The sequence below is a fragment of the Mesorhizobium sp. M0601 genome, from assembly GCF_040320845.1.
Lineage (GTDB): Bacteria > Pseudomonadota > Alphaproteobacteria > Rhizobiales > Rhizobiaceae > Mesorhizobium.
The window spans coordinates 15828-40602 of sequence record NZ_JAMYQK010000035.1; the positions used below are offsets into that span (position 1 = coordinate 15828).

Here is a 24775-nt window from a genome sequence, read left to right on the forward strand (position 1 = left end):
TATCGAAGAACGGCGTCCGTAGCTAGTCAGGCTACCCGGGACCTCTTACTCCCGGGCCTTCCTACAAAGCGCGACAAGTCCCCCGCATGAGAGTATATTGATCATGGTGCAGGTCGCGGTTTGCGTGGGCCAATCATGCGGAACGGCAGCACCGTAAAACGCGACCTTACCGGACCTGGTCTGGAGGAATGGTCATGGCAAGCTTTCACGTAATAGCAGGCGCCAGCGAGACGCTGGAACACACCAGAATTCGAAAAATCGGTGTCTCCGATCTTTTTGATGCGCTCAGGCGTGGCGTCGATGATTTCATGGTCAAGCCGTCGCACATCGTTTTTCTCTGCCTGATCTATCCGATTGCGGGTGTCGTGCTTGCTGTCTGGACGTCAGGTAACAACACGCTGCCATTGCTGTTTCCGCTTGTGTCCGGCTTTGCACTGATTGGTCCGTTCGCGGCGATCGGCCTCTATGAGATCAGCCGGCGACGGGAAGCCGGGCTCGACGCCTCGTGGAGGCACGCCTTTGAGGTCAGGAGTTCTCCTGCACTGCCGGCTATTGCAGCGGTCGGCGTCATGCTGCTTGCGATCTTTGTCGCCTGGCTTTTGACGGCCCAGATATTCTACCAGACCCTGTTCGGCCCGGCGCCGCCGCAATCGCTGTCCAGCTTCATCAGTGAAATATTCGCCACGGGACGCGGCTGGACGCTCATCATCCTGGGTCACGCCATCGGCTTCGTGTTCGCCGCGGTTGTGTTGTGCACCACGGTCGTCGCATTCCCGTTGTTGCTCGACCGCGATGTCGGCGCCTACGAAGCCATCCACACCTCGGTGCGCGTTGTCCTGGCCAACCCGATCGTGATGGCCGTGTGGGGCCTTATCGTCGCCGTCGCCCTGATCGTCGGCTCGCTGCCAGTGTTCGCCGGGTTGGCAGTCGTGCTGCCGATCCTTGGTCATGCGACCTGGCATGTCTATCGGAAAGTTGTGGAATCGCCGCCGGCCACCAGACCGTGAGCTGAAAAAAACCAGCCCTGCGCGCACCGGTGAAAGTGCCGGTGCGGGCAGGTGGGGCAGAGCTTTCAATACGCCGGGTGGCTGAAACGGGCCTGGCGCGCGTCCTTTGTCAGGTCGCGAAAATCCCTGCCGCTCACATGCACCAGCGTCCTATGATCACCGCCCTCGAAATAGATTTCGGGAGCGTCGCCGAGGCTTTCATCGAGGACCACTGGCACATCATAGGCAGCGCCGATCGGTGGCACAGCGCCGACATCGCAATCGCCGAACAACGAGACCACCTCGTCTTCGGAGGCAAGTCCAAGAGGCTTCTCCATGACATCCTGCAATGTCGCGAGTTCTATCCTGTGCGTGCTTGGAACCACGGCGAGCGCGTAGCCACGATCGTGGTGAACGACCACCGATTTGGCCATTATGCTGCCAGGCACATGTGCCGCAATGGCGGATTGTCTGCTTGTCGCCGTGCGGTGATGCTCGACGGTGTCGTAGGAAATTCCTTTCCTATCGATGAAGTCCTTCAGTCTGGTTGCGATGGTCATCTTGGGCGCCCCTTGCTGGTGTTCGCGACGCATGTGGAAACGCCGGCATCGCCTGTCGTTTCCGATACCAACAGAAATGGACCAGCCGTGGATTGTTTCAAGGCGAAGGCTCCAGGACCGGACGGCCCGGATCCGGATTGCATGTCAGGGCCCGGCCCCGAAAAACGCCATTCGGGTGAGAAGCGTGTAGTCCGCTTCGAAGACCATCATCGTCACGAACACCAGAACCAGCACCGGCGGCAGAATAATTGCATATGCCAGTGCCAGCCGTTCCCAGGCCATGTGCATGAAGATGGCGACGATCAGTCCTGCCTTGAGGATCATGAAGATCAGGATCAGCGACCATCTGAGATAGCCGTGGAGACCGAAATAGTCGACCAGATAGGAGCAGGTGCTGAGGATGAACAACCACGCCCAGACCACCAGATAGAGCTTGATCGGGTGCTCCTGATGAACCTCCGCCGGGGTAACGCCGGTCGTCGTCGCATCATGGGTACGGGCGCTGTCCAGTGCGTGTTGTCCCAGGCCGTTTGCGGTTGCTTCAGCCATGTCCTGCCTCTCACCAAAGATAGAAAAATGCGAAAATGAACACCCAGACCAGGTCGACGAAATGCCAGTAAAGCCCCATGATTTCGACGTTCTCGTAGCGGCCCCTTCGGCTGGTGAAGAAGCCGGGCCGTCCGACATCGTAATCCCCGCGCCAGACCTTTCGCGCCACGATGATCAGGAAGATCACCCCGATCGTCACGTGCGTGCCGTGGAAGCCGGTGATCATGAAAAAGGATGCGCCGAACTGGGCAGCGCCCCAGGGATTGCCCCAAGGCCGCACGCCCTCGGTGATCAGCTTGGTCCATTCGAAGGCCTGCATGCCGACAAAGGTCGCGCCGAGTGCTGCGGTCAAGAGCATCAGCACTGCCGTCTTGCGGCGGTCGCGGCGGTAGCCGAAATTGACCGCCATGGCCATCGTTCCGCTGCTCGAGATCAGCACGAAGGTCATGATGGCGATAAGGATCAGTGGAATGTCGGAGCCACCGATGCGCAGGGCGAAGACCTCGCTCGGATTGGGCCACGGCACACGTGTTGAGATACGCGCGGTCATGTAGGAGAGCAGGAAGCAGCCGAAGATGAACGTGTCGCTGAGCAGGAAGATCCACATCATGGCCTTGCCCCAGGACACGTTTTTGAACGCCCGCTGATCCGAGGACCAGTCGGCGGCGATGCCTTGCCAGCCTGCGGGCCGCGGCTCTGTTCGGCCGATGTGGGCCAGTGTCGTCTCTGCCATCCGCCCGTTCCTCCTAGGTCAGCAACCCTCGGCAAATGTCGATTAAAGTCGAAGCCCAGCCGGCCAGAAGCGCAAAGATGGCGAGCCAGACGAAAAGCAGGAAATGCCAATACATGGCGCACAGCTCGACACTGAGGCGAAGCCGCTGCGGCTGCGCTCCGTTCCAGGCGCCGACGCTCGTTCTGCCCAGCCCGACCAGTCCTCCCAGTATATGCAGGCCATGCATTCCCGTTAGCAGGTAGAAGAAGCTGTTGGCCGGATTGGATGCCAGAAAATAGCCATCCGCACTCAGTTCCCGCCATGCCACAAGCTGTCCAATCAGGAAGACGAGCGCCGTGAGTCCAGCGGTGGCGAGGCCGAGCCTGACCATGTCCACTTGACCCTTGCGCGCCGCGAGCGAAGCGCACTGTATCGCGATGCTGCTCAAGACCAGTACGCCGGTGTTAAGCCAGAGCAGGGGCGGGATGGGCAGCGGCCGCCAATCCGACAGCGCCATGCGCATGAAGTAAGCACTGGTGAACAGCGCGAACAGGCAGCCGACGACGGCAAGGAAGACGCCGAGACCGATCTTTGCGGTCGGCAGCGCCGATCGGTCCAGAGCGACAAAATCCCCGGTCATACCTTGCTCGAGCCACGGCTTCGTCATTAGCCGCTGATGGGAAAGCCACCACCCGGCAATACCGGCGATCACGAGCAGGAAGACCAGGATTACGCTCATGCCGGCTCCCTGGAGGGCGCGAAGGAGCCCGGAACGTTTTGCGGTATGAAGTCCTCCTTGGCTCCCGGTACGCTGTAGTCATAGGCCCAGCGATAGACGATCGGCAGATCCTTGCCGAAATTGCCGTGGGCGGGCGGTGTTTCGGGCGTCTGCCACTCGAGCGTCGTTGCCCGCCACGGATTGCCGCCAGCCTCACGGCCATGGCGGATGCTCCAGATGAGATTGAACAGAAACACAATCTGAGCAAAACCGACTATAAAAGCCATGATGCTGATAAACGAGTTCAGGTGGTGGGCCGATTCCGTCATGATCGTCATGTCGGTCAATTCGTTGTACCGCCGCGGCACGCCCATCAAGCCGAGATAGTGCATGGGAAAGAAGATCAGATAGGCGCCGAGGAAGGTGACCCAGAAATGGAACCGGCCCAGTGTCTCGTTCAGCATCCGGCCGGTGACCTTCGGATACCAGTGATAGATCGCGCCGAAGATTACGATGATCGGGGCAACCCCCATGACCATATGGAAATGGGCGACGACGAACATCGTGTCCGAAAGCGGAACGTCGACGACGACATTGCCAAGAAATAGCCCAGTCAACCCGCCATTGACGAAGGTGACGATGAAGGCCAAGGCAAAAAGCATCGGTATGGTGAGGTGGATGTCGCCGCGCCACAGCGTCAGCACCCAATTGTAGACCTTGATGGCTGTTGGGACGGCGATGATCAATGTCGTTGTGGCGAAGAAAAAGCCGAAATAGGGATGCATGCCACTGACATACATGTGGTGCGCCCAGACCACGAAGCTCAGCGCGCCGATGCCGACGATGGCCCAGACCATCATGCGGTAGCCGAAGATGTTCTTGCGCGCATGGGTGCTGATCAGGTCGGATACGATGCCGAAGGCCGGAAGCGCCACGATGTAGACCTCCGGATGGCCGAAGAACCAGAACAGATGCTGGAACAGGATCGGGCTGCCGCCGCCGTGCTGCAACTGTTCGCCCATCTCGACGATCGCCGGCATGAAGAAGCTGGTGCCGAGCGCCCGGTCGAGCAGCATCATCACGCAGGCGACGAACAGCGCCGGGAAGGCGAGCAGTGCCATGACGGTGGCGGTGAAAATACCCCAGACAGTAAGCGGAAGGCGCATCAGCGTCATGCCGCGCGTGCGCCCCTGCAGCACCGTCACGACATAGTTCAAGCCGCCCATGGTAAAGCCGACGATGAACAGGATCAGCGAGACAAGCATCAGGATGATGCCCCAGTCCTGGCCGCCTGGCGTACCGGTCATGATCGCCTGCGGCGGATAGAGCGTCCAGCCGGCACCCGTCGGTCCGCCGGGCGCAAAGAAGCTCGACACCAGGACCAGCACGGCGAGCAGATAGATCCAGTAGCTCAGCATGTTGACATAGGGAAAGACCATGTCGCGAGCACCAACCATCAACGGGATCAGATAGTTGCCGAAGCCGCCCAGGAAGAGTGCCGTGAGCAGGTAGATCACCATGATCATGCCGTGCATGGTGATGAACTGGTAGTAGGCTTCCGGGGTGATGAAGTCGAATGTGCCGGGGAAGCCGAGTTGCAGCCGCATCAGCCAGGATAGCACCAGCGCGACCATGCCGATCGCTGTCGCCGTCGCCGAATACTGGATGGCGATGACCTTGGCGTCCTGCGAGAAAACGTATTTCGTCCACCAGCTGTGCGGATGGTAGAGTTCCATTTCCGCGACTTCGGCCGGCGGTACCGCATCTGCAGGTGTGATATCGACCATAGGAACACCTCCGTGCCCTTCTCGGCCAGCCCGACAGTTCGGACTTGCCGCATTAACTTCAATCCCGACGGCGGGCCGTCGTTCCGGTTTCCTACTCTGCCGAGCCCATCTGCTGGGGCGCGGACAGCTGCGCAAAAGTCTGCTGCTGGCCAAGCCACGCCAGATAGTCTTCCTGAGTATCGACCATGACCACGCCATGCATCATCGGATGTCCCTGGCCGCAGAGTTCGGCACACAGGACCTGGAAGGTTCCGGTCTTGGTCGGAGTGAACCAGAAATAGGTGACCGAGCCCGGGATCATGTCCATCTTGGCGCGGAATTCCGGCACGTAGAAATCGTGCAGCACATCGATCGAGCGGAGCAGCATCTTGACCGGTTTGCCTACCGGGAGGTGCAGGTCGGCCGCTTCCACTACGACATCGTCCTGACCGTTGGCATCGGTGGCGATGACGCCGAGTGGATTTTCAGCGTTGACGTCGCGAGTGTCGGATGTGCCGAGCTTGCCGTCCTTGCCGGGGAGGCGGAAACTCCATTGCCACTGCTGGCCGACGACTTCGACCTCGGTTGCGTCGCTTGGAACGGTAACGAACCGGCTCCAGACGAACAGGCCTGGAACGAGCAAAGCGGTGACACCGACCGCGGTGACGACCGTCAGCCAGGATTCGAGCCGCCTGTTCTCAGGTTCGTATGCCGCCTGATTGCCTTCCCGATGACGGAAGCGGAAGACGCAATAGGCCATGAAAAGAACCACGGCGGCGAAGACGACACCGGTGATCCAGAAAGTTATGATGATGGTGTTGTCGATATAGTCCCAGTTCGAGGCAATCGGCGTCCACCACCATGGGCTCAGGAAGTGGAACAACACCGAGCCCACGACTATCAGAACGAGTACAAGCGCAACGGCCATGTCCCGGTTCCTCCCGGTATTCCAAGCGGCGCAAGCCGTCCCGGGAAATACCAAGTGCATCATAACTTGATTTGCGATGAAAATTCTAGAGCCGGCTGTGGGAAGGGCAAAAATACCATTTCGCGGCGCTGGCGGTCCTTCGGTTCGGCGGTGATCAGCGGCAGGCCCTCATCTATTTCCAGCTCACCCGCCCGATGCGGCCACGCGGCAAACATCGTCAGCGTGGAGTAGCCGGCAATGGCGGGCACGCCGAATGCGCCTAGCAGAACCACCGGAACGGCGATCGTCGGGGATCCCTCCACCTGCTCGACCGACAGCTCGACGAAGGGAGTGGAGCCACTTTATTGGCCGGCAGATGTCACCCGCCAAACTGTGTTGCCGACGTCGTCGGCGATGAGCAGGGCCCCGGTTTTGTCGACAGCCAGGCCGACAGGCCGGCCGCGCGCCTTGTTGTCCTTGTCCAGGAAGTCAGTCACCACGTCGGTAGCGACGCCGCTCGGACGGCCGCCGCTGAATGGTACGAAAACTACCTTGTAGCCATTGAAGCGCGTGCGGTTCCAGCTGCCATGCTCGCCAACGAAGGCGCCGCCGCGATATGCCTCGGGAAGGCTGGTTGCCGCATAGAAGGCCAGCCCCAGAGGGGCGACGTGGGAACTCAGTGCATAATCCGGAACGATCGCTTTTGCGACCAGGTCCGGACGTTGGGGCATGACGCGGGGATCGAGATGCTGGCCGTAATAGCTGTATGGCCATCCGTAGAAGCCGCCATCCTTTACCGAGGTCAGATAATCCGGCACGAGATTGGGGCCGAGCTCGTCGCGTTCATTGATCACTGCCCAGAGCGCCCCGGTCTGCGGCTCCCAGCTCAGGCCGTTTGGATTGCGCAAACCGCTGGCGAAAATGCGCGACCGGCCGGTGGCCCTGTCTACCTGCCAGATGGCGGCGCGGTTCTTCTCCGCCTCGATGCCGTTTTCGGCGACGTTGCTGTTCGAGCCGATGCCGACATAGAGCAGCGAGCCGTCGGGGCTTGCCACCAGGCTCTTCGTCCAATGGTGGTCGATCGGGCCGCCGGGCAGGGCGGTTAGCGGCGTCCCGGGCGCGGTGATCTTTGTGTCACCGGTGTTGTAGGGATAGCGGACGATGGAGTCGGTATTGGCGACGTAGAGATCGCTTCCCACCAGCGCCACGCCAAAGGGGGAGCTCAGGTGGTCGAGGAATACGCTGGTCAGCTCCGGCTTGCCATCGCCATCGGCGTCGCGCAGCAGCGTAATGCGGTTGCTTGGGCCGCTGTCGCCGCCCGAGGTGACCCAGGATTCGATCCAGCCCATCACCAAATCCTTGGGCCGTTTGATCGGTTCGCCACCCGGCGCCTTGGACTCGACCACCAGCACGTCGCCATTGGGCAGCACATAAAGCGACCGCGGATGCTGCAAGCCGTGGGCAAAAACCTGGATCTGCAGCCCCTGCGCGACTGTCGGCTTCTCGTCGCTCTTCCATCCGACCACGGAAGCGAGATGCATGGCCGGGAAGAAATATTGGATCGGGTCCGGCAGTTTTGGATTCGGCCCTATCTGACTGCTGGGGTCCGGGTCGTTGCCGCTGCACGCTGCAAGAGTGATCGCCGCAGTGCAAACGAGGACGGACACCGCGATGCGCCTGGCATGACCGATGGAGCTTGCTATGCGCATCAATCCGCCACTCCGACGTGATGCCTGTACACCATGGACCAGCCCAGCCAACCAGTGAAGATGAGGACGAGCACGACAACCGCCGAGAGGATCAAGCCTGTAGGAACGATGGAGGTCCATGCATCGCGGGTGTGCACGAGCATGTTGATGATGGATAACGCCAGCGCCAGAAGATTGCCGAGCACGTGCGGCCAGGCGGGGGGCTGTGCCCTTATTAGCGGATTGGCCAGGAAATCGATCAGCCCCGCGATCGCTGCTAGGCAGCCCATGATCACGCCGACGGTAACCAGCCAAGCGGAGAAGTCAGCCCACATCATCTCCGCTGTTCGCCAATAGGCTAGATCCGTCAGCAGGGTGCCGACGAAGCAGGCGATCGGAAATGGCACGAGCATCGGATGAATAGGATGTCCCGCAATCCTGGCCGTCGAACGCGGATTGCCACCGACCATAATGCGCCATCCTTCCTATTCTCGTCCAAACAAACGCCGCGTGCCCGGCCTCCGGCGGCTGTTGCCGAGAGACCGGCAGACGACCGATAGATCCGTCAGGCCCAAAAAAGGGCGCTGGCTGGCTGCGCCTGTTAGGCGGCGGACTGGGTCGGCGGGTTCTGATACATCATCCAGAGCTCGATCGCCGCCAGCACGGCGACCAGAATGCCGATCACGACATGCACGGTCATCGCCGTGGTCGCCTGGAATCCAAGCACCCAAGGCGATGCGAGAACCCACAGTCCGACGACCAGGTTCACCCACTCTTCCCACACGGCAAATGCTGCGAGGGCGGCAACCGAAAGCACGACAATCAAGATTCCGCTGCCGAGGGCGTTCTGCGTCTGCGGGCCTGCCGCAAAGGTGAAGATCCAGGGGGAGAAGAACAGAATTGCCCCAAGGATCAGGTTGGCTACGTCACAGAGCCTGGCGTTTGTCCACTGGTTCATGGCATCCTCCATAAGGAGCGTTTATGGCTCCTGAGTTCGGCAAGGTGGTGCCTGAGTTCGGTGAGATGCGCCCGAAGCCGCTCACTCCGTGTCAAGGTAGTGCCCTGCCCGGCTGGAATTCCGCATCTGGCGGTACTCCAGCCAAATCCAGCTATCTAACTGAATTCCGGGCTTTATGTTCCATTCGGCACCGGCACGCCTGGATCAATTGGTGGTGATCGAGCGATCCAAAGGCTGCCTGTCAGGGGCGGCGGGGCGGCGGCGCGTAGCTCATTCTGTCTTTTTATCGAGCCGGTGAAACATTTCTCGTGGATCGCAGTTCTTGGATGCAGAGGAGTTGAATAAGGGAAACCTGATTGCACGGGAGGAGCACGGACGGCACAACTATAAATGCGCTCTGCATAGAATACTTCGCAACGGGAAGCTCTCGCTTGTCTTGGTTGCCGCCGAAGCTTGTTTGAAAGACGGCGATCGCCGCCGAAAAGATTTTCTAGATGAAAATAGCCCAGATCGCACCGCTAACCGAATCCGTGCCGCCCCGAACCTACGGTGGAACCGAGCGAATTGTTTCGTATCTGACCGAAGAACTTGTCCGACAGGGCCACGAGGTGACGCTGTTCGCCAGCGCCGATTCTCGTACCTCAGCCGAGCTGGTGCCGTGTTGCGACGTCGCGCTGCGCCTGAACCCCAGGGTCCAGGACGGTGGTCCGCACCATGTGATGATGCTTGAACGGGTGCGCCGGCGAGCCGGTGAATTCGACGTTTTGCATTTCCACGTCGATGTTCTGCACTTCCCCATAATTCGGGATTTTGCCAGACGAACGGTTACCACGCTTCACGGCAGGCTCGACCTGCCCGATCTGGCGCAGCTTTATGCGATGTTCGACGACGTTCCCCTGGTCTCGATTTCCTTCGACCAGCGCCGGCCCATGCCGCCCGTCAATTGGGTTGGAACCGTGCATCATGGCCTACCCCGCGATCTTCTGCCATTCCACCCGAACACCTCTGGCTATCTTGCGTTTCTCGGTCGCATCTCGCCGGAAAAGGGGCCGGAAGCCGCCATACAAATAGCAGCGCGGGCCGGGTTTCCCCTGAAGATCGCCGCCAAAATCGACAAGGTGGACCAGTCGTTCTGGAAGGAAAGGGTCGAGCCGCAAGTGCTGCGGCATTCGAACGTGGAGTTCATTGGCGAGATCGATGAGCGGCAAAAGGCGGATTTTCTGGGCAATGCGAAAGCGCTTTTGTTTCCGATCGACTGGCCGGAACCCTTCGGTCTCGTAACGATCGAAGCAATGGCCTGCGGTACGCCGGTGGTTGCGTTCCGGCGTGGCGCCGTCCCGGAGATCATCGATGACGGTGTGTCCGGATGGATCGTGGATACGGTGGAGGAAGCCGTGGGCGCGCTCCGGCGCATAGACAGCCTCGATCGCGCACGAGTGCGGCAGACGTTCGAGAAGCGGTTCACGGTCGAGCGCATGTGCAGCGATTATCTGGCACTCTACCGAGCACTCACGAGCGGCACGGCAGACGCAGTTGCCCCCACAAACGAGCTCTCCAGAAATATCGCGATGGTGGCTGTGCCGGGCTGAGGAACCGACTGATCCACATACAGACCACGACGGCGGAGTCCGGGAGCGCCTGCGGGGTCTTGTCGCCGGGCGCGGCGATCGCGCCAGAAGCCTTTGATCAGCAGCAAGCCTTCCCGGGACTAATGCTTTCGCGAGCGGCGTCGTACTGCCGCCCGGTCCGGATTGACGCGCGCTACTTTCGCTGCAAAGGTGCTTTAACGACTTGTTTACCATGCGTCGGTCAGGGGTGGGGGAATTTGGAACGGTTTCTGGGCGCGAACCGCCTTAATTGGGATGATCGGGCCGAACTGCACTCGACCGACACAACGGGCAGCTACCACATCGAGAATGTGCTGGCCGGCGGATCCAATCTCTATGAGCTGGAAACGCGCGAGCTCGGCGATATCGCCGGCAAGGATATCGTCCACCTGCAGTGTCACATTGGTCTTGACACGATCAGCCTGAAGAATCTCGGCGCAGGCAGCGTGACCGGGCTCGACTTTTCACCGACGGCGATCGTGGCGGCGCGGGATTTTGCTGCGAAGGCAGGCACCGACGTGCGCTTCGTGGAAGCGCCACTGTTCGAGGCGGTGGAAGCGCTCGGCCGGACCTTTGATATCGCTTACGTTACCTGGGGTTCGGTAAACTGGCTGGACGACGTGTTCCGTTGGGCGCGGGTGGTTGCCGATCTTCTGCGACCCGGCGGCCGCCTCTACATGGCCGAGGGCCATCCATTGCTGTTTCAGTGCGATCGAAAGGCCGCGGCCCTGGAATTGAAGCACGACTGGCGAACGCCGATAGCTCGGCCGCTCGCCTGGAACGAGGAACTGACCTACACCGGCGATGATCGCATCTTGAAGCATCCTCGCTATTATGAATGGATCCACCCGATCAGTGACGTGGTGAATGCGCTGATTTCAGCTGGTCTGACGCTCGATTTTCTCAATGAGCATGACACGGTTTCGTGGCAGCACTTTTCATTTGCCGTGCGGGCCGGCAAGGATATGTACGGCTTGCCGGAGAACTCTCCCAAGATACCGATGGCTTATTCCATTGGCGCGACGAAGCGCAGCGTCGGCAAGATACCATACCTTGTGTCTCCCAAGGCGATTGAGGGGCACTAGTCCAGGTCAACGCTCCAGAGTACTCGGGTCGGAGCGTCGACTTGTGCAATCGCGCTCGCGCTCCTCGATCTTCCGAGCAAGCCAGGTCTAGCCGGCCTCTCTCTCGGTCCGCTTCCACAGACGAGCGCCTTGAGATGAGCAGATCTCCTCGCGAATGGTCGACAGACGCTGGATCGCCGGCGCCAGCGCATCTCAATCAGTGGGACCATGGCAGTGGAAGTCGGCAGCTGGCTCCAACCGCTCGGGCCTGCAACATCAGCAACGGTCGGAAGTGCAAAAGCTCTAAGGAGCGTGAAGGTCAAATTAAACATTGAAAGCTAATGTTCCTCATCGGGTCGACCCGAAAACCTGAAATGGCACTTGAGGAATCGCCTATTGGCTTTTTTCCGCGCTAGGTTCGGCGGCATCAAGGAGGTCGTCTTTTCGTCGGCAAATATTCCGGCGGCGATCGCGCTTGTCGTCATACTTATCAGCGCTGCCTTCGCGGAGCACCAGAACAAAATCGTCTCGGACCAGGCCGTCCGTGCGGACGTGCTGACCAAGGTCAACCTCATCCGCGCCAAGCTCGAAGGCAATATCAACGGAAACCTTCAACTCGTGCGTGGATTGGTCGCCGCGGTCGTGACCGAGCCCTATATGGGTCAGCAACGCTTCGCCTCGCTCGCGAGCAATCTGTTTGGCGCCGACTCGCAATTGAACAATATTGCCGGCGCGCCCGATCTGGTCGTTTCCCTGATGTACCCGATGGAGGGTAACGAGCAGGCGATGGGCCTGGATTACCGCAAGAACGAGCGACAGCGTGCGGCTGCGCTAAGGGCGCGAGACGAACGCAAGCTGGTGCTTGCCGGTCCCGTCGAGCTGAAGCAGGGAGGACAAGGCTTCATCGGCCGCTTTCCGGTTTTCGTGCGGAGCGCGGGCAATACGGAAAGATTCTGGGGCATCATTTCCGCCGTTGTCGACGTGCAGCGTCTTTATCGGGCGAGCGGGCTGCTTGACGACGATCTCGGGATTGACATAGCGCTGATCGGCAGGGACGCTCTCGGCCAAAATGGAGACCAATTCTACGGTAATGAGCGGATCAGCAAAAGCGATCCGGTGACAGCCGACGTTGTGCTCCCGTCCGGTTCGTGGCAAATCGCGGCCATTCCCAAAAATGGCTGGCCTTCGACGCCAAGCAACGCATGGTTGTTGCGCGCTATCATGGCGACGGCCGGAGCCTTGGTTGTGTTCCCTTTCCTGGTCACAGGCCGCCTGATTGGCGAAAGACAGCGCAATTATGCGGAGTTGCGTCGATTGTCACGACGCTTGGAACTCGCCCTGGAAGCGTCGGCTATTGGGGTTTGGGAACACGATCTAGCGACCAACGAGCTTACGTGGGATGATCGCGTCAACGAAATATATGGCAAACCAACCGGCGAGCACCGGGGCTATCCAGACTGGGCGGGAGCAATACACCCAGATGATTTGGCTGGCGCCAACGCGGACTTCGACAGGGCGGTGGCCAGCGGACGACCATATTTGTCGGAGTACCGGATTGTGCGTCAGGATGGCGAGATCCGTCATGTCCGGTCCAAGGCGATCGTTTACCGGGTCGCAAACGACACCCCAAAAATGATCGGCGCGGAATGGGACGTGACTTCCGACGTCCTGCTGAACAAGGATCTGGTTCGTGCAAAACAGCTGTCCGAGTCGAAAAATGCAGAACTCGAGTCAGCCAAAGCGCGCATAGAGCACATCGCGCTTCATGATTCGCTGACCGGCTTGCCCAACCGGCGTTACCTCGACCAGGTACTGGAACATTACGCGGCAAACGCCAGGCGCTCAGGCGGGCACGCGGCACTGCTTCACATAGATCTGGATCGGTTCAAGCACATCAACGATACGCTGGGCCACGCCGCCGGTGACGCGATGTTGGTTCACGCGTCAACCGTGCTCAGGTCGAAGGTCGGCGACGAGGGATTCGTCGCCCGTATCGGGGGAGACGAATTCATCGTTCTGTGCGTGGTGCGCGACGATACCAAGCAGCTGGCGCTGCTCGCCGACCGCGTCATCAGCCAGATGCGCGAACCGGTCTACTATCAGGGTCATCGATGCCGTTTTGGTGTCAGCGTGGGAATCGCTGTCGACAACGGAAAAGATGTCGAAGCCAAACACCTGCTGGTGAACGCCGATATCGCGCTTTACCGAGCAAAGGGGCGGGGGCGCAATCGATACGAATTCTTCACAGACGCGATGCAAAGCGAAATCGTCGATACCAAGCGGATTGCCGACGAAATTCTCGGCGGCCTCGAGCGCAACGAGTTCATCCCGTTCTACCAGCCCCAATTTGACGCAAAGACGCTCGAAATCGTTGGGGTTGAGGCGCTGGCGAGGTGGAAACATCCAATAAAGGGTATTTTGGCGCCCGACGTCTTCCTGAGGATTGCAGAAGAACTGAACGTTGTCTCGATCATCGACCAAGCCATATTGAAGCAATCGCTTTCGGATTTCGAAGCGTGGTCCGCTGCAAAACTTCACATTCCGCGGGTGTCGGTCAATGTCTCGGCCAGGCGCCTTCAGGATGAGGAGCTCATCAAGAGCCTGCGAGAGCAAAATATCAAGAAGGGAACAGTTTCGTTTGAGCTTGTTGAGTCGATTTTCCTGGACGAGAACGACGACCTTGTCACGTGGAACATCGAGCAGATAAAAGAACTGGGGATTGACATCGAAATAGACGATTTTGGTACCGGTTACGCTTCAATGGTCAGTTTGCTGAAGTTGCAGCCGCGCCGGCTGAAGATAGATCGGCAGCTGGTCACCCCAATCGTCAAATCGCCGCAGAGAAGGCAGGTTGTCTCGTCGATCATTGAAATCGGCAAGTCGCTGGGTATCGAGGTCGTGGCGGAAGGCGTCGAGACGATGCAGCATGCACGGCTACTCAAGGGCCTGGGCTGCGACATATTGCAGGGTTATGCCTTCGGCCACGCGTTCGATTCCGAGGGACTTAAGACCTTTGTCCGATCGCGACGCCTGCGCACGGCCAGCTGAGCCTCGGCGCCAGAATTTATCGAGCCGACCGCCTTCACGTTGCGGTACATAGGCGCACAGCGGACAAAGCTGAAGACAACGCCAAACCTCAGATCAGCAGCAGGCCCTTCATGCTGGAGTGGCCTTTCCTGCCGATGATGATGTGGTCGTGAACGGCAATGCCAAGCGGTTTGGCCGTCTCGATGATCAGCTTGGTCATCTCGATGTCGGCGCGCGACGGCGTCGGGTCTCCCGACGGATGGTTGTGCGCCAGAATGATCGCCGTGGCGGAGAGCTCCAAGGCGCGCCTGACCACCTCGCGCGGATAGACCGGTGTGTGGTCGACGGTGCCGACCTGCTGGACTTCGTCGGCGATCAGCGCGTTTTTCTTGTCGAGGAACAGGATGCGGAACTGCTCGCGCTCCTCGAAGGCCATCACCGACCGGCAGTATTCGAGAACCTGCGTCCAGGTCGACAACAGCTCGCGGCCGGCGATCTCGCCGCGCGCCATGCGCTGCGCCGTTGCCGCAACCACCTTGAGGTCGAGCGCCACCGCCGGGCCGATGCCCTTCACCTCCTGCAGGCGCTCGACGGACGCACCGAGGACCTCGGCCAATGTACCGAAGCGTGCCAGCAATGCCTTGGCGACCGGCTTGGTGTCGGCGCGCGGGATCAGCCGGAACAAAAGAAGCTCGAGCAGTTCGTAGTCGGGGAGGGTGTTGGCACCGGCGGCGAAGCGCTCGCGCAGGCGGTCGCGATGGCCGAGATAATGCGGCTTGTCGGCGGCCACCGCCTTCGCGTGGGATCGCACTGGCCTTTCGGGAAAGAAGGCCCGCTCGTCGTCGTTGCCGTTCATGGCTGCCCCACCCAGCATTTGCCGGGCAAGGTAACGCCCGATCTGCCAGACACTAGGCCCGCAGGCCGGGGCGGTCGAGGTTTTTTGGCGACAGCGTGAAGATCTCGCAGCCGGTCTCGGTGACGCCGATCGTGTGCTCGTACTGCGCCGACAGCGAACGGTCGCGCGTCACCGCGGTCCAGCCGTCCGACAGCACTTTCACATGCGGCCGGCCGAGATTGATCATCGGCTCGACGGTGAAGATCATGCCCGGCCGCATCTCGACGCCTTCGCTGGCGCTGCCGTAATGCAGGATATTCGGCGCGTCGTGAAACAGCCGGCCAACCCCGTGGCCGCAGAAATCGCGCACCACCGAGCAACGCTCGGCTTCGGCATAGGTCTGGATGGCGGCGCCGATGGCGCCGGTTCGGGCGCCCGGCTTGATTGCCGCGATGCCGCGCATCAGGCACTCATACGTGACTTCGAGCAGCCGCTCTGCGGCACGCTTGATCGTGCCCACCGGATACATGCGCGAGGAGTCGCCATGCCAGCCGTCGAGGATATAGGTGACGTCGATATTGACGATGTCGCCATCCTTCAACGGCTTGTTGTCGGGTATGCCGTGACAGACGACGTGGTTGATCGAGGTGCAGGATGATTTCGTATAGCCACGGTAGTTGAGCGTCGCCGGAAGCGCGCCATGGTCCATCCCGAACTCGAAGACGAAGCGATCAATCGCTTCGGTGGTGACGCCGGGCGCCACAATCGGTACCAGTTCGTCGAGGCAGCGCGCGGTGAGATCGCAAGCCTTGCGCATGCCGACAAAACCTTCCTCGTCGTAAAGACGGATCTGGCCGGTGTTTCTGAGCGGTGCCGTGGCGGCGTCGAGATAGGTGACCATTTTATCCGTCTTGCAGGGATGCGGGGCTGGATGAGCCTCCGCGAGAGAAACCTTCCCAGATTTGGCACTGGAAAGCGCAAGGTTCAAGGACGAACTGCCGGCGACCGCCGAAGACCGGCGATATTCACGCCTGGGGGCATTCTCTTTGCCTCTAACGGCCCATGCTTCGCCAGGTTCATTGACCACCGTAGTGACGACACATTTCTAGGTGAGAAGCGGCCCAAGCATTAAGCCGCCACGGCAATTTTTTGCGACGAACGGCGTTGCTGCGGGGGTGTCAGTTCGGGAGAGATCGAATGGACAGACTGCAATTCGAGGTGCCGGTGCGGATCGCGCCTGTGCCCGGCCAGCCGGTCGAGGAAATCTACAGTGTCGAGCAGGCGCTCGATTTCCTGCAAACGTGGCCGGTTCGCCGGAAGGGACCAACCTATCAGGCCGCGTTCAATGCCTGTTTTGGCGCCACGGTGGACATCGTCGAGACCGAAGACGCATGGCGGGCCTTCATGGCCTTTTGCCGGGTGAGCGGCCTGCTTGCCAGGGACATGATGGTTCCGCGCAAGCGCGGCGGCGAGGCGAGGGGACTGCGGGCTTAGACAGCCTTCGACGTAGTCCTCAGTCGTCTTCGTCTCTTCTTGCCGACATCCCTATCAGAGTGGCGGGCCCAGCAGAGCTGGCGCAGCATCACGCTGGCGATAGACATATGCCAAGTTGAAATGCTGGTACGCCCAAGGGGAATCGAACCCCTGTTACCGCCGTGAAAGGGCGGTGTCCTGACCGCTAGACGATGGGCGCGCTCAGATGTGAGCGCTTATAGTTGCGTCGCGACAAACCGGCAACCCGTCTGCCGCCGGCTGCGACAACTTTTTTCCTTTGGCTCCAAACCGCGTCTTTCCGACAGCCAAGCTGGTTTTTGCGGCATGATGCAACGCCGCCGAAGGGCCTTCGCGGTGACGGAAGATCCTCGCCCTAGCCGCGCCTGCGGCAGCGCCAGTTCCAGTCGCGCTCCGGTCCGACATCGACGTGAACGGATTCGGTGTGGCAGTAGGTGCCGACGCCGCCGCGGCCCGGCATGGTGCGGATGTAGCTCGCCAGTTCCCACTTCGAGACGCCGGGGACCTGGATGTCGGCGGCCGCGCAGTACATGTGCAGCGAATTCTTGGCGCCGTTGGCGCGGCGGTTGCGGGCCGGATCGCGATAGCCGGAGGTGACCGTCATCTTGCGGCCGTAGTGGCCTTCGATCGTCTTCAGCACGCGAACCAGCGACGGCTTCAAGCAGGCGACATCGACGCTTTCGTTCTGTTTCAGGAGGCCGTTGGGCGCCAGCCGGGCGAGGCCGGCGGCGGAGGCGACCTGGTAGGCGCCACCCGAACCTTCGTCTTCGTTGAGATCGACGTCACTCTCATCGTCGAGGCCGGATTTGCGCTTGATCTCGAACAGCGCCGTCTGGCGCACGCCGGGCAGGGCATCGGCCGTGAAGTGGCTGGTATCGCCCGTCGACACCAGCTGCACCGGCTTTTCAGCCGGATCGGCCGAAGCCAGGGTGACGGTGGGTTTTGCCGCAGGCGTCGCCTTGGCCTGCATGACCGTTGGCTGCCCGCCCGATCTGCTGTTGGCCGGCGAAGAAGGTGCCGCCGAAGCAGGCGTGGCGCTGAACAGCGAGGCCAGGAAATTTTTCTTCGGTGCGTAGGCCTGTGGCTGCGGCATCTCGCCGGCGGTCACATAAACCGGGTTGTTCATCGCCGGCGCGGCGGCCTTGGCGTCGGGCTTCGATGCATCAGCACTGTTCTGTGCCTCGGCCTGTTCAGCCGTCTGGGCGTTTGGTTGCAGCGGCTGCGTCGTGTGTGCCGCGATCGTCTCGGCTGCCGTGGGAACGGCGATCGGGAAGCCGGCATCGGGCTTGGCCCCTGGCTTGGCCACTGGCACATAGGCGACCTGCTCGGGAAGGTTGGCGTCACCGTCGGCATTCATCGTCATTTGTGCGGTTATCATCTGCGACGATGATGCAGCCGTGCTGGCCTGGGGCGCACCGGCGGCCGTGCTGATTTCGGTAGCCGAGGTATTATAGCCTGGCATGCCGACCGACATGGTCGGGTCGCCGGCCGAGGTGCAGGACGCCAGGAGCACCGAGAAAAGCGCCGCCACAATGGCGCGGCTTTCTCCCTTCGCGAGGCGCGATCCTGCTGATCTCAAAACAAAATTCCCCCTCGATATCCGACCGGTTCGTCATTGGCGCGGCGTCGAAACGTCTCGTCGAAATGACCCTTGTTCCCCGAACCGGAGACGAGACCTGTGTCAAATCTGCAAGCCTCAAAGTAATTTGGCGGCTAGAGGATGAATCAAGGCTGCTCAGGGTTGACGGCACCATTTCGCCCGCTTTTGGCGGCGCGTCAACTCACCACACATTACAGATGGTTACACGCGCACCTTGACATAGGTGCCGGGGGCTTCGCCTAGAACTTGCATATGCTCGCCCGGTTTGCGGGCCGGTACGCGGGTATTGTCCTTGGCTTCGATCCAGCGTTGCCAGTGCGGCCACCAGGAACCGGGATGGTCGGTGGCCCCGGCGAGCCACTGGTCGAAGTCGCCGGCCGGCTTGCCGCCGGTCCAGTAGTGATATTTCTGCGCCGCCGGCGGATTGACGACCCCGGCGATGTGGCCGGAGCCGGCCATGACGTAATCGACCTCGCCGCCGAAATATTTCGAGCCGAGGAATACCGACAGCGCCGGCGCGATATGGTCCTCCTTAGAGGCGAGGTTGTAGACCGGCATGGTAACGTCCTTCAGCGAAACCGTGCGGCCCGCCAGTTCCATCATGCCTTGCGAAAGCCTGTTCTCGAGATAGCAATTGCGCAAATAGAAAGAATGGTTGGCAGCGCCCATGCGGGTCGAATCGGCATTCCAGTAGAGCAGGTCGAAGGGCAGGGGATCCTTGCCGCGCATGTAGTTGTTGACGACATAGGGCCAGATCAGGTCGCCCGAGCGCAGCATGTTGAAGGCGGTCGCCATCTTGGTGCCGTCGAGATAGCCTTTCTCGTTCATCGCCTTTTCGACGGCCGCGACCTGCTCCTCGTCGACGAACACTTTTAGATCGCCGGCATAGGTGAAATCGACCTGGGTGGTGAAGAAGGTCGCCGATTTGATGCGGTGGTCGCCTTCCTGCGCCATCAAGGCCAGCGCTGCCGCCAACAGCGTGCCGCCGACGCAATAGCCGATGGCGTTGACTTGCCTTTCGCCGGTGGCCTTCTCGATCGTGTCGAGGCCGTATTGCAGGCCCTCCCTGATATAGGCCTCCCAGCTCTTGGCGCCGTGCCGCTCGTCCGGGTTGATCCAGGAGATGATGAAGACGGTGTGGCCTTGCTCGACTGCCCAGCGAATGAAGGATTTTTGCGGGTTGAGGTCGAGGATGTAGTATTTGTTGATCCATGGCGGGCAGATCAGCAGCGGCCGCTTGAGCACGGTGTCGGTAGTCGGTTCGTATTGCAGGATTTCGGCGACGTCGCTGCGGCCGACCACCTTACCCGGGGTGGCGGCGAGATTCTTGCCGATCTCGAAGGGCGAATAATCTGCCTGCCGCAGCTTCAGGTCACCCTTGCCCGCGGCGATGTCCTCGGCAAGCATCTTCATGCCGCGCACCAGGTTTTCGCCGTTGGAGGCGACAGTCTCGCGAAACAATTCCGGATTGGTCAGGATGAAATTCGACGGCGAGATGGCATTGGACACCTGCTTGACATAAAAGCCGGCCTTGTGGCGGGTGTGCTCGTCCAGGCCATCGGCGTGCTCGACCAGTTCGGCCGCCCAGCGCGAGGTGACCAGATACGCCTGTTTGAGGAAATCGAAGAAGGCGTTGCGGCCCCATTCCGGGTCCTGGAAACGCTTGTCACCGCGCTCGGGCTTGACCGCGTCCTCGGCGTCCTCGGCGCCGGCGCCGATGCGCTGGACGGCGTTGGCCCAGACGGTCATGTAGCCGGAAAACAGCCGCGTTTGCGCCTCCAGCGCGCGCTGCGGGTCGGAGAGCCAGTACTCGGTGAGCTTGGAGAACGTCTTCACCATGTCGACGACCGGCTCAGCGACATGATCGCGCACCTCGCCTTTTTCCCGCGGCTCGGCCCATGCCGAGGCGGCCTTGCCGGCCTGCTCGATCATGCGAGCCATGTTCAGCGCGAAGCGTTCCGGGTCCTTCACCAGATATTGCTCGACGGTCGAAGGTTGGTCATCTTCCGCTTTGCCCGAATCGGGTGTTTTGGCCATGGTTCGCGGGGTTCCTCCCGAAGCGTTTTGTTGACATATTACCATGGGATATCGAACAGGGTCCAATGTGCTCTAACCCGGCCGCCAGGAAAACAATATGACGATTAATATTGGCAAGAACGTTTTTTCCGGCACTGGTCGTTTTTGCCGCATGGCGCTCGTCCTGTTGGCGATGGCCGGTTGCACGAGCAGCAACATGGAAGGTGCGGCGCCCGCCACCGGCCTTGTCGGCGCGAAGGACACCGGTTCCTATCCGAACCTGAACATCCGGCCGCAGGTGGCGGCCGAACAATTCACCGACGAGGAAAAGAACGCCAAGCTCGCCCAACTGAAGGCCGAGGAACAGAGCCAGGCCGCCAAGGGCGGGGGCGTCAAGGTTGCGGACCAGGCAGCGCTGGACCAGCTGGCAAAAAAACACGGCGCCGAGGCGCTGAAGCAGATCGAAGGCAAATGCGACCCCGCTCTCGACCCTAGTTGCAAATAAGCTTATACGCGCGACCGCAACCTCACTGTCTGGAACTGCCATGGAAGAATTTCACAAGGTCCGCCGGCTTCCGCCCTATGTCTTCGAACAGGTCAACCGGCTGAAGGCCAGCGCCCGTTCGCGCGGCGCCGACATCATCGACCTTGGCATGGGCAATCCGGACCTGCCGACGCCCAAGGCCATCGTCGACAAACTCTGCGAGGTGGTACGCGATCCGCGCACGCACCGCTATTCGTCGTCGCGCGGCATTCCGGGCCTGCGTCGTGCCCAGGCCAACTACTATGCCCGCCGCTTCGGTGTGAAGCTCGACCCGGACAGCCAGGTGGTGGCGACGCTCGGCTCGAAGGAGGGCTTCGCCAATATGGCGCAGGCGATCACCGCCCCCGGCGACGTGATCCTTTGCCCTAATCCGACCTATCCGATCCATGCGTTCGGCTTCATCATGTCGGGCGGCGTCATCCGCTCGCTGCAGGTCGAGCCGGACGACGGCTTCATCCCGGCCCTGGAGCGCGGCATCCGCCATTCGATCCCGAAGCCGCTGGCACTGATCCTCAATTATCCGTCCAATCCGACGGCACTGGTCGCTTCGCTCGATTTCTACAAGGAGGTGGTGGCCTTCGCGAGGAAGAACGACATCATCATCCTGTCGGATCTTGCCTATTCGGAGATCTATTTCGACGGCAATCCGCCGCCTTCGGTGCTGCAGGTGCCGGGCGCCATAGACGTCGCCGTCGAGTTCACCTCGATGTCGAAGACCTTTTCGATGCCGGGTTGGCGCATGGGTTTTGCGGTCGGCAATGAACGGCTGATCTCGGCGCTGACGCGAGTGAAATCCTATCTCGACTACGGCGCCTTCACGCCGATCCAGGTGGCGGCGGCGCATGCACTCAACGGCGATGGCGCCGACATCGCGGAAGTGCGCGACGTCTACCGCAAACGCCGCGATGTCATGGTCGACGCTTTCAGCCGCGCCGGCTGGACCATTCCCGCACCGGCGGCATCGATGTTCGCCTGGGCGCCGATCCCGGAGCCGTTCAAGCACCTTGGCTCGCTTGAATTCTCCAAGCTCCTGATCGAGCACGCCGACGTCGCGGTGGCGCCGGGCGTCGGCTTCGGCGAGCATGGCGACGATCACGTGCGCATCGCGCTGGTCGAAAACGAGCACCGGATCCGGCAAGCGGCGCGCAACATCAAGCGCTTCCTGACGTCCAGCGCCAAGCAGCCAAACAATGTCGTGCCGCTCGCCGCGCATCGCTGATTTTCTACACATCAACCGACTGAATGGGGCGTCGCCGGACATGGCTGAAGCGTTGCGTGTTGGAATTGCCGGGCTCGGCACCGTCGGTGCGTCGGTGGCCCGCGTGCTACGCGACAAGGCGGCCGAACTGACGCGGCAGTGCGGGCGCGACATCGTCGTGTCGGCGGTTTCGGCCCGCGATCCCAAACGCGACCGCGGCGTTGATCTTGGCACAGCACAGTGGTTCGACGACGCCGTCAAGATGGCGCAGACCGCCGAGATCGATGTCTTCGTCGAGCTGATTGGCGGCGACGAAGGCCCGTCACGCTCGTCCGTCAAAGCGGCGCTCGAGGCCGGCCGCCACGTCGTCACCGCCAACAAGGCACTGCTTGCCAAGCACGGGGTGGCATTGGCCGAGATCGCCGAGAGGAAAGGCGTGCTGCTCAATTACGAGGCGGCGGTGGCCGGCGGCATTCCGGTCATCAAGACGATGCGCGAGGCGATGGCCGGCAATTCGGTGACCCGCGTTTTCGGCATCCTCAACGGTACCTGCAATTATATTTTGACGCGCATGGAAGCCGAGGGCCTGTCCTTTGATGCCTGCCTGAAGGATGCGCAACGGCTGGGCTATGCCGAAGCCGACCCGACCTTCGACATCGAGGGCCACGACACCGCGCACAAGCTGTCGATCCTGACCAGCCTTGCCTTCGGTACGAGGATCGCCGCCAACGATATCTATATGGAAGGCATCTCCAACATCAGCCAGGCCGACATCCGCGCGGCCGGCGATCTCGGCTACCGGATCAAGCTGCTTGGCGTCGCCCAACGCACCGAAAGCGGCATCGAGCAGCGCGTGCACCCGACCATGGTGCCGACGGCCTCGGTCATCGCGCAGGTACACGGCGTCACCAACGCGGTGGCGATAGAAACCGACATCCTCGGCGAATTGCTGCTTTCGGGCCCTGGCGCCGGCGGCAACGCCACCGCGTCGGCGGTGATCGGCGACATTGCCGACATCGCCAAGAGCCGGCCTGGCTTCCAGCATGGTCCGGTCTTCGGCCGGCCGGCAAAGGAATTGAAGCCTTACAAGAAGGCGCAGATGCGCAGCCATGCCGGCGGCTATTTCATCCGGCTGACCGTGCACGACCGCCTCGGCGTCTTCGCGGCAATAGCCAAGCGCATGGCCGACAACGACATTTCGCTGGAATCGATTGTCCAGCATGCCGCCGGGCCGGAAACCGAGGCACAGAAGACGGTCATCCTGGTGACCCACGAGACGACCGAGGCGGCGGTGCGCAAGGCCGTCGACGGCATCACCAGGGACAGCCTTCTGACCGACAAGCCGCAAGTCATCCGCATCGAGCGGGCCGGATAGCAGTCTCACATTTTGCGTTTAATCGATTGATATTGCTGCGCTTTCAAAAAGGTCCAACGCAGGTCTTGCTGTTGTCACGGGGCTTTGACACAAGAAGCGCGTCTCTGGCGGGAGGCTAAACTGCCAACGAGGATTGTCCATCGATGAATGTGGCCCAGAACATTGTCGCCGGCCTCGACCGGATACTGACCATGGAATTGGTGCGCGTCACCGAACGCGCCGCGGTCGCGGCCGCCAGATTGCGCGGACGCGGCGACGAGAAAGCCGCCGACCAGGTCGCGGTCGATGCCATGCGGCAGGAGCTCAACCGTCTTGCCATCAACGGCACGGTGGTGATCGGCGAAGGCGAGCGCGACGAGGCGCCGATGCTTTATATCGGCGAGGAGGTCGGTACCGGCCAAGGCCCGGCTGTCGACATCGCGCTTGATCCGCTCGAAGGCACGACGATCTGCGCCAAGAACCTGCCCAACGCACTGGCCGTTATCGCCATTGCCGAAAAAGGCAGCCTTTTGTTCGCGCCGGACGTCTATATGGACAAGATCGCGATCGGTCCGGGTTATGCCGACGGCATCATCGACATCGATGCCTCGCCGGCCGAAAACATCGCCAGCCTCGCCAGGGCCAAGGGCGTGCCGGTGGCGGAGATCACCGCCTGTATTCTCGACCGGCCACGCCATGGCGCGTTGATCGAAGCCGTGCGGGCGACCGGAGCCGCGATCCGTCTGATCGGCGACGGTGATGTCGCCGGGGTCATCCACACCACCGACCCGGACGAAACCGGCATCGACATTTATCTCGGCACCGGAGGCGCGCCCGAAGGCGTGCTCGCAGCTGCCGCCTTGCGCTGCACCGGCGGCCAGATGCAGGGCAGGTTGATCCTCGATACGCCGGAAAAGCTGGCGCGCGCCGCCAAGATGGGCATCTCCGACCCTAAACGGATCTACCACACGCAAGACATGGCACGCGGCGACGTGCTGTTTGCCGCGACCGGCGTTACCGACGGCAATATGCTGGCCGGCGTCAAGTTCGGCCGCAATTTCATCACCACGCACACGATCGTGCTGCGCTCGTCATCGCGGACCGTGCGCGAAATCAAAGCCAGGCATCAGGATCTGGAAAAGTTTTGATTTCGACTCAGTTAGCCGTTGCATAT

Annotated in this window: 23 protein-coding genes and 1 tRNA gene; 9 read left to right on the forward strand and 15 right to left on the reverse strand. The window is 61.1% G+C overall.

Annotated features, from left to right (window positions below; genetic code table 11):
• The first annotated feature begins 194 nt into the window (after positions 1–194).
• Entirely contained in the window at positions 195–1007 is an 813-nt protein-coding gene (locus tag NKI41_RS25135) for a DUF2189 domain-containing protein (RefSeq protein ID WP_352685537.1), read from the forward strand.
• 65 nt (positions 1008–1072) lie between these two features.
• Here NKI41_RS25135 and NKI41_RS25140 read toward each other — a convergent pair whose 3' ends face one another.
• From NKI41_RS25140 to NKI41_RS25185, 10 genes are all read right to left on the reverse strand, one after another.
• The gene (locus tag NKI41_RS25140; protein ID WP_352470443.1) at positions 1073–1546 is read right to left on the reverse strand and encodes an aminoacyl-tRNA deacylase; all 474 of its coding nucleotides are present in this window, start codon (positions 1544–1546) and stop codon (positions 1073–1075) included.
• Positions 1547–1690: 144 nt separating this feature from the next.
• The gene (locus NKI41_RS25145; protein WP_352470444.1) at positions 1691–2095 is read right to left on the reverse strand and encodes a cytochrome C oxidase subunit IV family protein; all 405 of its coding nucleotides are present in this window, start codon (positions 2093–2095) and stop codon (positions 1691–1693) included.
• Between the two features lie 10 nt (positions 2096–2105).
• Positions 2106–2828: a heme-copper oxidase subunit III family protein gene (locus tag NKI41_RS25150; RefSeq protein ID WP_023678903.1), complete on the reverse strand. Its 723-nt coding sequence runs from the start codon at positions 2826–2828 to the stop codon at positions 2106–2108.
• Positions 2829–2841: 13 nt separating this feature from the next.
• Positions 2842–3546: a cytochrome c oxidase subunit 3 gene (locus tag NKI41_RS25155; protein ID WP_352539753.1), complete on the reverse strand. Its 705-nt coding sequence runs from the start codon at positions 3544–3546 to the stop codon at positions 2842–2844.
• Positions 3543–5312 (reverse strand): cytochrome c oxidase subunit I, encoded by a 1770-nt coding sequence (ctaD, locus tag NKI41_RS25160; protein ID WP_352470447.1) that lies wholly within the window; start codon positions 5310–5312, stop codon positions 3543–3545. The genes NKI41_RS25155 and ctaD overlap by 4 nt, the downstream gene beginning before the upstream one ends.
• Positions 5313–5403: 91 nt before the next feature.
• On the reverse strand, positions 5404–6219 hold the full coding sequence (gene coxB / locus NKI41_RS25165) for a cytochrome c oxidase subunit II (protein ID WP_352500857.1): 816 nt from the start codon (positions 6217–6219) through the stop codon (positions 5404–5406).
• A gap of 59 nt (positions 6220–6278) precedes the next feature.
• Positions 6279–6467 carry a hypothetical protein gene (locus tag NKI41_RS25170; protein WP_352567649.1) on the reverse strand — a complete coding sequence of 63 codons (189 nt, stop codon included), beginning with the start codon at positions 6465–6467 and terminating at the stop codon, positions 6279–6281.
• A 93-nt stretch (positions 6468–6560) separates the two neighbouring features.
• The gene (locus NKI41_RS25175) at positions 6561–7907 is read right to left on the reverse strand and encodes a PQQ-dependent sugar dehydrogenase (RefSeq protein ID WP_352685538.1); all 1347 of its coding nucleotides are present in this window, start codon (positions 7905–7907) and stop codon (positions 6561–6563) included.
• Positions 7907–8356: a DUF2231 domain-containing protein gene (locus NKI41_RS25180; protein WP_352539756.1), complete on the reverse strand. Its 450-nt coding sequence runs from the start codon at positions 8354–8356 to the stop codon at positions 7907–7909. Before NKI41_RS25180 ends, NKI41_RS25175 begins: the two co-directional genes overlap by 1 nt.
• Before the next feature lie 131 nt (positions 8357–8487).
• Positions 8488–8844 (reverse strand): SPW repeat protein, encoded by a 357-nt coding sequence (locus tag NKI41_RS25185; RefSeq protein WP_352451366.1) that lies wholly within the window; start codon positions 8842–8844, stop codon positions 8488–8490.
• 494 nt (positions 8845–9338) lie between these two features.
• Here NKI41_RS25185 and NKI41_RS25190 point away from each other — a divergent pair, with 494 nt between their 5' ends.
• The 3 genes from NKI41_RS25190 (at position 9339) to NKI41_RS25200 (ending at position 14563) form a co-directional block, all read left to right on the forward strand.
• Complete coding sequence (locus tag NKI41_RS25190; protein ID WP_352685539.1) at positions 9339–10433, forward strand: glycosyltransferase family 4 protein; 1095 nt, start codon at positions 9339–9341, stop codon at positions 10431–10433.
• Between the two features lie 59 nt (positions 10434–10492).
• Positions 10493–11536, forward strand: coding sequence for a class I SAM-dependent methyltransferase (locus tag NKI41_RS25195; RefSeq protein ID WP_352685540.1), 1044 nt, complete (start codon positions 10493–10495; stop codon positions 11534–11536).
• Between the two features lie 447 nt (positions 11537–11983).
• Positions 11984–14563, forward strand: coding sequence for a bifunctional diguanylate cyclase/phosphodiesterase (locus tag NKI41_RS25200; protein WP_352473926.1), 2580 nt, complete (start codon positions 11984–11986; stop codon positions 14561–14563).
• A gap of 88 nt (positions 14564–14651) precedes the next feature.
• Here the strand turns inward: NKI41_RS25200 and radC are convergent, their stop codons facing one another.
• Together radC and map are read right to left on the reverse strand one after the other, a co-directional pair.
• Positions 14652–15398, reverse strand: a complete 747-nt coding sequence (gene radC, locus NKI41_RS25205; protein WP_352540669.1) for a RadC family protein — start codon at positions 15396–15398, stop codon at positions 14652–14654.
• A gap of 52 nt (positions 15399–15450) precedes the next feature.
• Complete coding sequence (gene map / locus NKI41_RS25210) at positions 15451–16278, reverse strand: type I methionyl aminopeptidase (protein WP_352451363.1); 828 nt, start codon at positions 16276–16278, stop codon at positions 15451–15453.
• Between the two features lie 296 nt (positions 16279–16574).
• Between map and NKI41_RS25215 the strand changes: the two genes are divergently transcribed.
• Positions 16575–16871: a DUF982 domain-containing protein gene (locus NKI41_RS25215; RefSeq protein ID WP_023678889.1), complete on the forward strand. Its 297-nt coding sequence runs from the start codon at positions 16575–16577 to the stop codon at positions 16869–16871.
• A 124-nt stretch (positions 16872–16995) separates the two neighbouring features.
• Here NKI41_RS25215 and NKI41_RS25220 read toward each other — a convergent pair.
• The 3 genes from NKI41_RS25220 to phaC form a co-directional block, all read right to left on the reverse strand.
• Positions 16996–17070, reverse strand: a tRNA-Glu gene (locus tag NKI41_RS25220).
• A gap of 174 nt (positions 17071–17244) precedes the next feature.
• The gene (locus NKI41_RS25225; protein WP_352685557.1) at positions 17245–18363 is read right to left on the reverse strand and encodes a YcbK family protein; all 1119 of its coding nucleotides are present in this window, start codon (positions 18361–18363) and stop codon (positions 17245–17247) included.
• A 327-nt stretch (positions 18364–18690) separates the two neighbouring features.
• A complete protein-coding gene (phaC, locus tag NKI41_RS25230) occupies positions 18691–20526 on the reverse strand; it encodes a class I poly(R)-hydroxyalkanoic acid synthase (protein ID WP_352540668.1) in 1836 nt (611 codons plus the stop codon).
• A 97-nt stretch (positions 20527–20623) separates the two neighbouring features.
• On the opposite strand from phaC, the gene NKI41_RS25235 reads away from it, so the two are divergent.
• The 4 genes from NKI41_RS25235 to glpX all read left to right on the forward strand — a co-directional run bounded on the left by NKI41_RS25235 (position 20624) and on the right by glpX (position 24749).
• The gene (locus NKI41_RS25235) at positions 20624–21010 is read left to right on the forward strand and encodes a hypothetical protein (RefSeq protein ID WP_352540667.1); all 387 of its coding nucleotides are present in this window, start codon (positions 20624–20626) and stop codon (positions 21008–21010) included.
• A 40-nt stretch (positions 21011–21050) separates the two neighbouring features.
• The gene (locus NKI41_RS25240; protein ID WP_352451361.1) at positions 21051–22268 is read left to right on the forward strand and encodes an LL-diaminopimelate aminotransferase; all 1218 of its coding nucleotides are present in this window, start codon (positions 21051–21053) and stop codon (positions 22266–22268) included.
• 40 nt (positions 22269–22308) lie between these two features.
• The gene (locus tag NKI41_RS25245; protein ID WP_352500850.1) at positions 22309–23622 is read left to right on the forward strand and encodes a homoserine dehydrogenase; all 1314 of its coding nucleotides are present in this window, start codon (positions 22309–22311) and stop codon (positions 23620–23622) included.
• 143 nt (positions 23623–23765) lie between these two features.
• Positions 23766–24749: a class II fructose-bisphosphatase gene (gene glpX / locus NKI41_RS25250; RefSeq protein ID WP_352540666.1), complete on the forward strand. Its 984-nt coding sequence runs from the start codon at positions 23766–23768 to the stop codon at positions 24747–24749.
• Positions 24750–24775: the final 26 nt, after the last annotated feature.

Excerpts from the sequence above, each read along its gene's own strand:
- NKI41_RS25135 (WP_352685537.1), top strand. The coding sequence starts at position 195 with ATGGCAAGCTTTCACGTAATAGCAGGCGCCAGCGAGACGCTGGAACAC.
- NKI41_RS25140 (WP_352470443.1), bottom strand. The coding sequence starts at position 1,546 with ATGACCATCGCAACCAGACTGAAGGACTTCATCGATAGGAAAGGAATT.
- NKI41_RS25145 (WP_352470444.1), bottom strand. The coding sequence starts at position 2,095 with ATGGCTGAAGCAACCGCAAACGGCCTGGGACAACACGCACTGGACAGC.
- NKI41_RS25150 (WP_023678903.1), bottom strand. The coding sequence starts at position 2,828 with ATGGCAGAGACGACACTGGCCCACATCGGCCGAACAGAGCCGCGGCCC.
- NKI41_RS25155 (WP_352539753.1), bottom strand. The coding sequence starts at position 3,546 with ATGAGCGTAATCCTGGTCTTCCTGCTCGTGATCGCCGGTATTGCCGGG.
- ctaD (WP_352470447.1), bottom strand. The coding sequence starts at position 5,312 with ATGGTCGATATCACACCTGCAGATGCGGTACCGCCGGCCGAAGTCGCG.
- coxB (WP_352500857.1), bottom strand. The coding sequence starts at position 6,219 with ATGGCCGTTGCGCTTGTACTCGTTCTGATAGTCGTGGGCTCGGTGTTG.
- NKI41_RS25175 (WP_352685538.1), bottom strand. The coding sequence starts at position 7,907 with ATGCGCATAGCAAGCTCCATCGGTCATGCCAGGCGCATCGCGGTGTCC.
- NKI41_RS25180 (WP_352539756.1), bottom strand. The coding sequence starts at position 8,356 with ATGGTCGGTGGCAATCCGCGTTCGACGGCCAGGATTGCGGGACATCCT.
- NKI41_RS25185 (WP_352451366.1), bottom strand. The coding sequence starts at position 8,844 with ATGAACCAGTGGACAAACGCCAGGCTCTGTGACGTAGCCAACCTGATC.
- NKI41_RS25190 (WP_352685539.1), top strand. The coding sequence starts at position 9,339 with ATGAAAATAGCCCAGATCGCACCGCTAACCGAATCCGTGCCGCCCCGA.
- radC (WP_352540669.1), bottom strand. The coding sequence starts at position 15,398 with ATGAACGGCAACGACGACGAGCGGGCCTTCTTTCCCGAAAGGCCAGTG.
- map (WP_352451363.1), bottom strand. The coding sequence starts at position 16,278 with ATGGTCACCTATCTCGACGCCGCCACGGCACCGCTCAGAAACACCGGC.
- NKI41_RS25215 (WP_023678889.1), top strand. The coding sequence starts at position 16,575 with ATGGACAGACTGCAATTCGAGGTGCCGGTGCGGATCGCGCCTGTGCCC.
- NKI41_RS25225 (WP_352685557.1), bottom strand. The coding sequence starts at position 18,363 with ATGTCGGTCGGCATGCCAGGCTATAATACCTCGGCTACCGAAATCAGC.
- phaC (WP_352540668.1), bottom strand. The coding sequence starts at position 20,526 with ATGGCCAAAACACCCGATTCGGGCAAAGCGGAAGATGACCAACCTTCG.
- NKI41_RS25235 (WP_352540667.1), top strand. The coding sequence starts at position 20,624 with ATGACGATTAATATTGGCAAGAACGTTTTTTCCGGCACTGGTCGTTTT.
- NKI41_RS25240 (WP_352451361.1), top strand. The coding sequence starts at position 21,051 with ATGGAAGAATTTCACAAGGTCCGCCGGCTTCCGCCCTATGTCTTCGAA.
- NKI41_RS25245 (WP_352500850.1), top strand. The coding sequence starts at position 22,309 with ATGGCTGAAGCGTTGCGTGTTGGAATTGCCGGGCTCGGCACCGTCGGT.
- glpX (WP_352540666.1), top strand. The coding sequence starts at position 23,766 with ATGAATGTGGCCCAGAACATTGTCGCCGGCCTCGACCGGATACTGACC.